The organism is Microbacterium sp. HMWF026 (assembly GCF_003061325.1).
In the GTDB taxonomy this organism is placed as follows: Bacteria; Actinomycetota; Actinomycetes; order Actinomycetales; family Microbacteriaceae; genus Microbacterium; species Microbacterium testaceum_E.
Genome location: NZ_QAJB01000186.1, coordinates 1 through 10779, shown reverse-complemented (window position 1 = coordinate 10779; position 10779 = coordinate 1). Strand labels below are relative to the sequence as shown.

The following is a 10779-nucleotide window of genomic DNA, read 5'->3' as shown; positions in this document are numbered from 1 at the left end:
CCTGCCTAGGATCGCGTCATGACGATCGGACGGCGCGGGTGGCCGCTCTTGCTCACGGCTGCGGTGGCGGGCCTCGCGGTGGCGCTGACCGGGTGCGCGGCAGACCCCGAGAGCAGTCCGGTACCCACGTTCGCCGCTCCGCTCGTGCACGCGACGTCCGCGCCCGCGTCGCCGGCCCCCTCGCGCGTCGTCGCGCTGGGCGACTCGCTGATGTCGGGCTACAACCTGCTGCCCGAGCAGGCGTGGCCCGTCCTTCTGGGCGCGCGCGCCCGCGTCGCCCTCACGAACCTCGCCTGTCCGGGCATGGGGTTCGTCGTGCAGGGCGAGTGCGGAACCTCGTACGCGGGATTCGTCCCGGCGGTGGCGGCCCTGCAACCGCAGCTGCTGATCGTCGAGAGCTCGAGCAACGACTTCTGGGAGGACGGCGACGAGATCCGCAGCGACACCGCCGACACCGTCGATCAGTTGCACGCCGCCGCTCCGGACGCGCGCATCGTGGGTCTGAGCACCATCTGGAACGACGACCCCGACGTGCCCGACGACACCGCCGTGACCTCGGACGCCCTGCGCGACGCCGTGCAGGCGGTCGGCGGGACCTTCGTCGACGTCGGCCAGCCGCTCGTCGGCCACCCCGAGTGGATGCAGGACGATGACGTGCACCCCACGCCGCGGGGTCAGCGCGCGATCGAGCAGACCGTCATGTCGGCCCTGCAGGACGCGGGCGTCCTGCCCTGAGTCGGGTGTACGCCACCCGATACGGGACGCCTCAGCCGCGACCGAGCATCTTCTGCAGCTCGGCCAGGTCGGCCTCGCTCGGCGCGTTCCTGCCCCCGAGACCGAAGCCGGATCCGGTGGCCGGAGCCGCGATACCGGCGTTCTCGGCCGCGCGCTTGGCGGGGTTGCCCGACCGCGAACCCTTGGCCTTCTGCTGCTTGCCGCGCTTGGACGACGCACCCGGCTTGCCGCCCACCGGACCCATCCCCGGGATGTTGGGCACACCGCCGCGTGCGACGGTCTTCATCATCTTGGCGGCCTGATCGAAGCGCTGGACCAGCTGATTGACGTCGGTGACGGTCATGCCCGAACCGCGGGCGATGCGCAGGCGGCGCGAGCCGTTGAGAATCTTGGGGTTGCGGCGCTCGGCGAGGGTCATCGACCGGATGATGGCCTCGGTGCGGTCGATCTCGCGCTCGTCGAAATCGTCGAGCTGCTGCTTCATGTTGCCCATGCCCGGGAGCATCCCGAGCATCTTCTTCATGGAGCCCATCTTCTTCATCTGCTGCATCTGCTCGAGGAAGTCCTCGAGCGTGAAGGTCTCCGTCGCGAGCTTCTCGGCGACCTTCATCGCCTCGGCCTCGTCGAAGGCCGACTGCGCCTGCTCGATCAGGGTGAGGATGTCACCCAGATCGAGGATGCGGGATGCCATGCGGTCGGGGTGGAAGGGCTCGACGTCGTCGAGGCCCTCACCCGTCGACGCGAAGATGATGGGGCGACCCGTGACCGAGGCGACGGACAGCGCGGCGCCACCGCGGGCGTCGCCGTCGAGCTTCGACAGCACGACGCCGGTGAAGTCGACGCCGTCCTGGAACGCCTTGGCGGTGTTGACGGCATCCTGTCCGATCATCGCGTCGATGACGAACAGCACCTCGTCGGGCTGGGTGGCCCTGCGGATGTCGGCGGCCTGCTTCATCAGCTCGGCGTCGACACCCAGGCGACCGGCGGTGTCGATGATGACGATGTCGTGCTGCTGGCGCGTGGCGTGCGCGACGCCGTCGCGGGCGACCTTGACCGGGTCGCCGACGCCGTTGCCGGGCTCGGGCGCGTAGATCGCCGCTCCGGCGCGCTTGGCGACGACCTGCAGCTGGTTGACGGCGTTGGGGCGCTGGAGGTCGCAGGCGACCAGCAGCGGCGTGTGGCCGTCCTTCTCGAGCATCTTGGCGAGCTTGCCGGCGAAGGTGGTCTTACCCGAGCCCTGCAGGCCGGCGAGCATGATGACGGTCGGGGGGTTCTTGGCGAACTGCAGGCGACGCTGCTGACCGCCCAGGATGCCGATCAACTCGTCGTTGACGATCTGGACGACCTGCTGCGCGGGGTTGAGGGCGCGGTTGACCTCGTCGCCGAGGGCGCGCTCGCGCACGGCGGCGGTGAACTCCTTGACGACCGGGAGCGCCACGTCGGCGTCGAGCAGGGCGCGACGGATCTCGCGCACCGTCCCGTCGACGTCGGCGGGCGTGAGCTGGCCCTTCTTCCGGAGGTTGCGGAAGGTCTCTGTGAGCCGGTCGGAGAGGGTGCCGAAAGTCGCCATGATGAGTCGAGTTTACGCGGATCGACGCGACCGCGCGGCGCGGCTCAGTCGTCGGCGAGGGCGATGGCCGCCGCGAGCACCTCGGCGAGGGGGTGGCCCGCAGCCGTGCGGTCGGCCCAGGCCCACACGGCCGCGAGCACGGCCGCCGCCAGCGCGCCGGCGTGCACCTCGGCGCCGAGCGCCGGCATCCCGTCCCGCGTCAGTCGCGCGGCGATCTCGCGCTGCAGCCGGAACTGCCGGACGGCGCGGTCGCGGTCCAGCTCGGCGCCGATGCCCATGGCCTCGGCGTTCGTGATCGCGAGGGCGAGGGCGTCGGGCCGGAGCCCCGCCCCGATCTCGATCAGGGCCGACGCGACCTCGGCGTCGTCGCGCAGCAGGTCGACGCCGACGGCGACCTGCTCGTCGAAGCCCGACCACAGCACGTCGCTCTTGGCGGCGAAGTAGTTGAAGAAGCTCGAACGGCTCACGCCCGCGCGACGCGTGATGTCGGAGACGGACGTGTCGTCGTAGCCCTGCTCGAGGAACAGCTCGCACGCCGCCTCGGCGAGCACCTCGCGAGAGGAGACCCGGGGACGGCCGCTGCGCGATTCGGAGGCCACGACGCCAGCCTACGGCGACCGTGCGTGTGTATTCTTGGACGCAATCCAACATCGGAGGGTCGATGCTCGACATCCACCACGCGGGCCTGGCCCCGCACTACGTTCCCTATCTCGACGGCTGGGCCCACCAGCGCCGCATCCACGCCGACGTGGTCGCGGGCACCCGGCCTGACACGCTGCTGCTGCTCGAGCACGAGGCCGTGTACACCGCGGGCAAGCGCACCGAGGCGCACGAGCGCCCCGACGACGGCACGCCGGTGGTCGACGTCGACCGCGGCGGCAAGATCACCTGGCACGGTCCCGGGCAGCTCGTGGGCTACCCCATCGTGCGCCTGCCCGAGCCGATCGACGTCGTCGCCCACGTCCGACGGCTCGAGGGCCTGCTCATCGACGCGCTCGGCGCGCTCGGCGTGGACGGGTTCCGCGTCGAGGGGCGCAGCGGCGTCTGGGTCCAGCGCCCCCTGGGCGTCGACAAGGTCGCGGCGATCGGGGTCCGCGTCGAGAAGGGAACGACCATGCACGGCTTCGCCGTCAACTGCGACAACACCCTCGCGGGCTTCCGGCACATCGTGCCGTGCGGGATCTCGGATGCCGGGGTGACCACCGTCAGCGAGGTGCGGGGCGCCGACGTCTCCCCCGCCGACCTCGTGCCCGAGATCGAACGCGTCTTCCGCGCCGAGTACGCGGCGGTGGCCGCGTGAGCGCCTGCGGGACCGGTAACGCCGGGTCGCCGGCATCCACCGCCCCCAACGGCCGCAAGCTGCTGCGCCTGGAGGTGCGCAATGCCGAGACGCCGATCGAGCGCAAGCCCGAGTGGATCAAGACCAAGGCGCGAATGGGCCCCGAGTACACGGCGCTGCAGAACCTCGTGAAGACCGAGGAGCTGCACACGGTCTGCCAGGAGGCTGGCTGCCCCAACATCTTCGAGTGCTGGGAGGACCGCGAGGCCACGTTCCTCATCGGCGGCTCGCAGTGCACCCGTCGCTGCGACTTCTGCCAGATCGACACCGGCAAGCCCGCCGACTACGACCGCGACGAGCCCCGCCGCGTCGCCGAGAGCGTGACCCGGATGCAGCTGCGGTACGCCACGGTCACGGGTGTCGCACGCGATGACCTGCCTGACGAGGGCGCGTGGCTGCACGCCGAGACGGTGCGGCGCATCCACGCCGAGAACCCCGGGACCGGCGTCGAGATCCTCGCGACCGACTTCTCGGGCAACCCGGCGCACCTCGACGAGGTGTTCTCGTCGCGCCCCGAGGTCTTCGCGCACAACGTCGAGACGGTGCCGCGCATCTTCAAGCGCATCCGTCCCGCGTTCCGCTACGACCGATCGCTCGGCGTGCTCAGCGCCGCCCGCGACGCGGGACTCATTACCAAGTCCAACCTGATCCTCGGCATGGGCGAGGAGCCCGAAGAGGTCGTGCAGGCCCTCGAGGATCTGCACGCGGCGGGAACGGACATCATCACGATCACCCAGTACCTGCGCCCCACCCCGCGCCACCTCCCCGTGCAGCGGTGGGTCAAGCCCGCCGAGTTCGTCGAGTTCAAAGAAGAGGCCGAGCGCATCGGGTTCCTCGGCGTGCTCGCCGGTCCCCTCGTCCGCTCGTCCTACCGGGCCGGACGCCTGTGGGCGCAGTCGATGGTGTCGAAGGGACGCGAGATCCCGCCGCACCTCGCCCACCTCGCGAAGGACATCGCCGCGGCCGACGCGGGCTTCGCCCAGGCCGTGTGACGCGTGGCGGCGGCCGGAGCACCCCGGCCGTCGTCCCCTCGGCCGCGTCCGCGTCAGACCGGCCAGATGTACGGCAGGTCGTCGGGCAGATCGCCGAAACGCGGGACGTAGAACTCGGCATCCTTGCGGATCAGGTTCGAGCGGTGCGCCCGGTGGAAGGCCTCGTCGCCGAGCCACGGCGGCAAGTCGAGGTCGTCCTGGGCGACGCCGTCGACCTCGGGTGCGAAGACGCGGATCTTCTCGCGCACGGTGTCGGCGCGCCCCTGGGCGATCCACTCGTCGGTCATGACCAGGCCGTAGGACACGAGCGCCGCGAGGTGCCCGTCCCACATCTTCGCCGCGGGATGATGCCGCCAGCCGTGGTCGGGGACGGTCAAGGCGCGCAGCAGCTGAAACGTCTCGACCCGCTGCTTGCCCAGGCGCTTGAGGTCGAGGGCGCGGGCCGAGTCGACGAACGACGCGTACGGCAGGAAGGTCTGCACGGGGTCAGTCGGCGCTGGTGACCGACTGCACGCGCCCGTCGGACGCGAGGTTGACCAGCAGCACGTCGTCGGTCGCGTCGGGGTCGAGCGCGTACTCGAGGACCGCGAACGGGTCGGCGCCGCCGTGCTCGTCCGCGAGGATCGTCATGCTCATCAGCTGCAGCGCCTTGATGACGTCGATGTGGGTGTCGCCCGAGGCGTCGACCAGGAAGTCCTCGAGCTCGTCGCCGAGGGTCGCCTGCTGCTGCAGGATGTACTCGGTCACCTCGCTCGTGCGCGAGCCGAGCTCGTCGACCATGGCGTTGCGCGCGGCGAGGTCGATCGACTCGAGGGAGGAGATGAGGGATGCCGCGACGTCGAGCGCCTCGACCGAGACGTCGTCCTGGTCGGGGGCGGTCAGGTCGACCGTGACGCTCTGATCGCCGAACTCGACGTTCTCGCTCCAGAAGATCGACCCGTCGGGGCCCGACTCGAGGAGTCCGAAGAAGTCGTGCTCGATGGCCATGCCTCCATGTAAGCAGCCCGCCCCGTCTTCGGGAAGACGACCCGCCCGGGGGCGGATGTGCGGTAGGGGCTCAGTCGACGAGCGAGGCGGCGAACACGTGCGGCGTGAAGCCCGTGAGGTCGTTGATGCCCTCGCCCTGACCCAGCAGCTTCACCGGGATGCCGGTGCGCTCCTGGACCGCCAGGACGAAGCCGCCCTTGGCGGAACCGTCGAGCTTCGTGAGCACGAGGCCCGTGACCCCGGCGCTGTCGAGGAACGCCTGCGCCTGCATCAGGCCGTTCTGGCCGGTCGTGGCATCCAGGACCAGGAGGACCTCGGCGATCGGCGCCTGCTTCTCGATGACGCGCTTGATCTTGCCGAGCTCGTCCATGAGTCCGCCCTTGGTGTGCAGGCGGCCGGCGGTGTCGACCAGCACGATCTCGGTGCCGGTCTCTTTGGCGTGGGCGACGGTCTGGAAGGCGACGGATGCCGGGTCCTGACCCTCGTGCTGCGGACGCACGATCGTCGCTCCCCCGCGCTCCGCCCAGGTGGCCAGCTGGTCGACCGCGGCGGCGCGGAACGTGTCGGCGGCCCCCACCGTCACCGTGCGTCCGTAGCGCTGCAGGAACTTGGCGAACTTGCCGATGGTGGTGGTCTTGCCCACGCCGTTCACGCCCACGACGAGCACGACCGCCGGACGTTCGGTGAGTCGCAGGGTGGTGTCGAACTTGGCGAAGTGCTCCTCGAGCGTCTCTTTGAGCATGCGCTGCAGGTCGCGGGGATCGGTCGTGCGGTAGCGCTCGACCTTCTCACGCAGTTCGTCGACGAGGCGCTCGGTCACGTCGGGACCGAAGTCGGCCGTCAGCAGCGCGGTCTCGAGGTCTTCCCACGTGTTCTCGTCGATCGTGGGTTTGACGAACAGCCCGCGCAGCGCGCGGCCCAGCGACCAGGAGTTCTCAGCCATTGCTTCAGCTTACGGGGGCGGCCTCGTCACGGGCGGCGGCGCGGTCGCCCACGCGCTGACCCACGACGGCCGAGACGCCGTCCTGCCGCATCGAGACCCCGTAGAGCGCGTCCGCGATCTCCATCGTGCGCTTCTGGTGGGTGATGACGATGAGCTGACTGCTCGCGCGCAGCTTCTCGAAGACGCCGAGGAGCCGTCCGAGGTTGGCGTCGTCGAGGGCGGCCTCGACCTCGTCGAGGATGTAGAACGGGCTGGGACGGGCGGTGAAGATCGCGGTGAGGAATGCCACGGCGGCCAGCGAGCGCTCGCCGCCCGACAGCAGCGACAGGCGCTCGATCTTCTTGCCGACCGGCCGCACCGCGACCTCGATCCCGGTCGTGAGCGGGTTGTCGGGGTCGGTGAGCGAGATGCTCCCGGTTCCGCCCGGGAAGAGGATCGGGAAGATGTCGGTGAACGCGGCGCGGGTGTCTTCGAACGCGGCGACGAAGATGGTCTGCATCCGCTCGTCCAGCTCGGCGATGATCGTCTGCAGGTCGGCACGGGTCTGCTGCAGGTCGGCGAGCTGCTCGGTGAGGAACGCGTGCCGCTGCTCGAGCGCCGCGAACTCCTCGAGGGCGAGCGGGTTGACGCGTCCCAGCTGCGCCAGCTTGCGCTCGGCGTCCTGCAGCCGACGCTTCTGCGCGGTGCGGTCGTAGCGCACGCCCTCGCCCTCGCCGTCCGCGGGGATCAGCTGGTCGGGACCGTATTCGGCCACGAGGACGGCCTCGTCGAGCGCGAGTTCGGACTGCACCCGTTCGAGAAGGCTCGTAACGTGCAGCTTCTTCTCGTGCATCTGCAGCTCGAGTCCGTGGACGCTCTCGGTGAGGCGGGCCAGCCGCTCGCGCACCGCCGCTTCATCGGCGCGGGCACGGGCGAGCTCCTCCGTGACGGCCGCGCGCGCCGACTCGGCCGCAGCCAGCTCCACCCGCGCCTGGCTCACCGAGCGGTCCACCGAGTCCAGCAGCGGCGGCAGGTGTCCCGCCACCTCGGCCGCGACGGCGCGCTGCGCGCGACGGATCACGGCGCGGCGCGCGGCCTCGGCGGCGGCGGCGCGCTCGCGCTCCCGCTGCTGCTCGAGCTGGACGATGCGCACCTCGCCCGCGCGGACGCGCTCCTTGAGCGTCTCGATGTCGAGCCGCGCGCGCAGCTCGCGCTCCCGGGCGGCGTCGACCTCGCCGGCCAGTCCCGCGCGCGCGGACGCGTCGAGCAGCGGTCGAGGGGACTCGAGCGCCCGGTTCAGCTGCTCCTCGGCGCGACGCGCCGCCTCTTCAGCGTCGACGACCAGGGCCTGGGCCTGGCCGAGCCCCGCCTCGAGACGCTCGCACTCCGCCACGGCGGACTCGTGCTGCACGGTGACACGGTTGGTCTTCTCGGCCTGGGCGGCGAGGGCGGCGTCGTGCGCGCGCAGGGTCGACAGTGCTTCCTTCGTCCGCTGGCGCGCGTCGGTGAGCACCCGCTGCTCGTCGGTAAGGGCCTCGCGCAGCGAATCCGCGACGACGACGATCTCGGCCAGCCGCTCCTCGGCGGCGTCGCGTTCGGCGGCGAGTTCGAGTCGCGAGCGACCCGACCCCGAGCCGGCCCGCACGGTCAGGGCCGTGAGCACCTCGCCCGCGCGGGTCACCAGCGTCACCTCGGGGGGCAGTCCCGCCTGGAGGGCCTGCCCCGCGGCGAGGTCCTCGACGACGAAGGTGCGGGACAGGATGCCGCGCACCCCCGCCGACGCGGTGACGACGTCGATGGCCGCGACCGTTCCCTCCACCTCGGGCACGGTCGTCGGCGCGTCGGCTGCGGCGATCGCGATCTCGACGACCCCCATGTCGGCCGAGGCCGCCGTCCGCGCGGCGTCGAAAGCCGCCGCGGCGTCGTCGACGAGAAGTCCCTCGGCGAGCGAGCCGAGCGCCGCGGCGATGGCCGCCTCGTACCCGGCGGTGACCTTCACGTCGTCGCCGACCAGACCCCGTACACCCGGGCCGCCCGCGGCCAGCAGGTCGGCGGCCGCGTTGCGCACGTCGAGGGCGCGCCCCAGCGCCGTGGTCTGGGCCGTCAGGGCGTCGCGCTCGCGCTCGGCGGCGTGGAGTCGGTCGCGCATGCCGGCGACCGCGCTCTCGCGGTCGTTGGCGTCGCGCTGCGCGCGCTCGTACGCGGCGGCGTGCTCGGCGCTCGAGGCGCCGGCGACGACCTCGGGATCGAGCTCGGCGCGGGCCCGCTCGGTCTCGGCGCGCCGCAGCAGGGCGGCGTCGAGGGCCCGCTGCTGCCGCTCGACGCCCGCGCGGACCGCCGCGAGGGCCGAGCCGGCCGCCTCGGCGGTTCCCCGCAGAGCCTGGATGCGCATGTCGTGCTCCGAGACCAGCGCGCTCTGCGCGGCGATCTCGACGTCGAGCGCGTCGAGGTCCGCGCGCGCACGCGCCACCGCCCTCGTCGCCTCGGCCGCGGCATCCTGCGCCTCTCCGAGACCCGCCGCGACCTCGTCGATCTCGACGCGCAGGTCGTCGATGGCGTGCTGGCCGACCGTGGGGGTCAGCGTCGCCGCATCGGCGCCCTCGTCACCGAGCAGGGTCAGCCGCTGGCCGGCCAGCGAGTACAGACCCCGCAGCCGTTCCTGCACCTGCTCGAGCGCGAAGGCGACGCTGCGCGCGCGGTCCACCGCTTCGGAACGCTGGTCGTTCTCGAGCCGCTCGACACGGCCGCGCAGACCCTCGGCCTGTTCCTGCAGCCCCAGCCGCTCGGTGTGGCGCTCGGTCTCGGCGCGAGCCGCGTCGGCGAGTTGTGCGCGCAGACCCACGAGATCGTCCGCGTAGAGCCGCGCCTTCGCGTCGCGGACGACCGCGGCGATGGTCGCGGCCTCGCGCGCGATCTCGGCCTGCTTGCCCAGGGGCTTGAGCTGACGACGCAGCTCGCCCGCCAGGTCGCTCAGGCGGGTGAGATTGGTCTCCATCGCCTCGAGCTTGCGCGCCGTCTTCTCTTTGCGACGGCGGTGCTTCAAGATGCCGGCGGCCTCCTCGATGAAGCCGCGCCGGTCCTCGGCGGTGGCCTGCAGCACCGTGTCCAAGCGTCCCTGTCCGACGATGACGTGCATCTCGCGTCCCAGGCCGGAGTCGCTCAGCAGCTCCTGCACGTCGAGCAGTCGGCAGGTCTGCCCGTTGATGGCGTACTCGCTCGCGCCGGTGCGGAACAGCGTGCGGCTGATCGTCACCTCGCTGTAGTCGATCGGCAGTGCACCGTCGGCGTTGTCGATGGTCAGCTGCACCTCGGCCCGGCCGAGTGGCCCGCGGGTCGAGGTCCCGGCGAAGATGACGTCCTCCATCTTGCCGCCGCGCAGGGTCTTGGCGCCCTGCTCGCCCATGACCCAGGCGAGGGCGTCGACGACGTTCGACTTGCCCGACCCGTTGGGACCGACGATGCAGGTGACCCCGGGCTCGAGGGCGAACGTGGTCGACTGCGCGAACGACTTGAAGCCCTTGAGCGTGAGGCTCTTCAGATGCACTCGCCGCTCCTCTCCTGTCGCCCGACGGGCACTGCGCCTCACGCTAGCCGAGGAACCGCGGAATTCCGCGGTGGCGAGCCGCGCGGTCGCCGCCGACGCGCCCGAGAGTCCGTCGATTCTGAGCGTAAGCTTGACATTCGCTGAGCGCCTCCGCTAGCGTCGGGGATCGCAACCGACGTCGAAAGGAGGTCCTCCCATGATTCGCACCATCACCGGCTTCACCGCCACCGGCTTCATCGCCGTGCCCGTGCTCTCCGCACCCGTCACCGGAGTGACCACCGCCGTCGGCATGCCCCTCCGTCAGGGCTGACCGGTCGCGTCGAGACGCCTCGCGTCTCCGCCTCCCGTCGAGCTTCACCGCTCGCCCGGACCGTTCCCGGTCCGCCACGCGCTCGTCGCGTCACTCACTCGTCTTCTCTTCCTCACGGAGCCTCCGCATGAACGCCCTGTTCACGCGCGCGCCGCAGCACGCCTCGGCCGCGCCTTCCACCCCTCCCACCCCCTCGACCGTCACGTTCGACACGACCGCCTACCGCCCGCTGGGCCTGCTGGACCGGCTGTCGCTGCGCGTCGGGCTGTGGCTGCTCGCCCGGCACGCCGATCGCGCCCGCGCACTCGACCACCAGGCCGTCTCGGCCTATCGGGCGCAGAAGGCACAGGCCGAGCGCGAACGCCGCGAACGCGCCTGGC

General features: G+C 71.6%; 10 protein-coding genes. 4 read left to right on the top strand and 6 right to left on the bottom strand.

Annotated elements, in window-relative coordinates; genetic code table 11:
* The first annotated feature begins 18 nt into the window (after positions 1 to 18).
* Positions 19 to 735, top strand: a complete 717-nt coding sequence (locus DBR36_RS07890; protein WP_108318324.1) for an SGNH/GDSL hydrolase family protein — start codon at positions 19 to 21, stop codon at positions 733 to 735.
* A 31-nt stretch (positions 736 to 766) separates the two neighbouring features.
* On the opposite strand, the gene ffh is transcribed toward DBR36_RS07890, so the two are convergent.
* Both ffh and DBR36_RS07880 read right to left on the bottom strand, forming a co-directional pair.
* The gene (gene ffh, locus DBR36_RS07885; RefSeq protein WP_108318323.1) at positions 767 to 2305 is read right to left on the bottom strand and encodes a signal recognition particle protein; all 1539 of its coding nucleotides are present in this window, start codon (positions 2303 to 2305) and stop codon (positions 767 to 769) included.
* A gap of 44 nt (positions 2306 to 2349) precedes the next feature.
* Positions 2350 to 2904, bottom strand: coding sequence for a TetR/AcrR family transcriptional regulator (locus tag DBR36_RS07880; RefSeq protein WP_108318322.1), 555 nt, complete (start codon positions 2902 to 2904; stop codon positions 2350 to 2352).
* Positions 2905 to 2966: 62 nt separating this feature from the next.
* On the opposite strand from DBR36_RS07880, the gene lipB reads away from it, so the two are divergent.
* Positions 2967 to 3605 carry a lipoyl(octanoyl) transferase LipB gene (lipB, locus tag DBR36_RS07875; RefSeq protein WP_108318321.1) on the top strand — a complete coding sequence of 213 codons (639 nt, stop codon included), beginning with the start codon at positions 2967 to 2969 and terminating at the stop codon, positions 3603 to 3605.
* On the top strand, positions 3602 to 4636 hold the full coding sequence (lipA, locus tag DBR36_RS07870) for a lipoyl synthase (RefSeq protein WP_181373526.1): 1035 nt from the start codon (positions 3602 to 3604) through the stop codon (positions 4634 to 4636). Before lipB ends, lipA begins: the two co-directional genes overlap by 4 nt.
* Before the next feature lie 53 nt (positions 4637 to 4689).
* On the opposite strand, the gene DBR36_RS07865 is transcribed toward lipA, so the two are convergent.
* The 4 genes from DBR36_RS07865 to smc form a co-directional block, all read right to left on the bottom strand.
* Positions 4690 to 5118 carry an MSMEG_6728 family protein gene (locus DBR36_RS07865; RefSeq protein ID WP_108318320.1) on the bottom strand — a complete coding sequence of 143 codons (429 nt, stop codon included), beginning with the start codon at positions 5116 to 5118 and terminating at the stop codon, positions 4690 to 4692.
* A 4-nt stretch (positions 5119 to 5122) separates the two neighbouring features.
* Complete coding sequence (locus tag DBR36_RS07860) at positions 5123 to 5623, bottom strand: DUF2004 domain-containing protein (RefSeq protein ID WP_108318319.1); 501 nt, start codon at positions 5621 to 5623, stop codon at positions 5123 to 5125.
* A 70-nt stretch (positions 5624 to 5693) separates the two neighbouring features.
* A complete protein-coding gene (gene ftsY, locus DBR36_RS07855; protein WP_108318318.1) occupies positions 5694 to 6566 on the bottom strand; it encodes a signal recognition particle-docking protein FtsY in 873 nt (290 codons plus the stop codon).
* Between the two features lie 4 nt (positions 6567 to 6570).
* Positions 6571 to 10089, bottom strand: a complete 3519-nt coding sequence (gene smc, locus DBR36_RS07850) for a chromosome segregation protein SMC (RefSeq protein ID WP_108318317.1) — start codon at positions 10087 to 10089, stop codon at positions 6571 to 6573.
* 437 nt (positions 10090 to 10526) lie between these two features.
* On the opposite strand from smc, the gene DBR36_RS07845 reads away from it, so the two are divergent.
* Positions 10527 to 10779: hypothetical protein (locus DBR36_RS07845; protein WP_146185279.1), on the top strand; the 253-nt coding region annotated here is incomplete at its 3' end.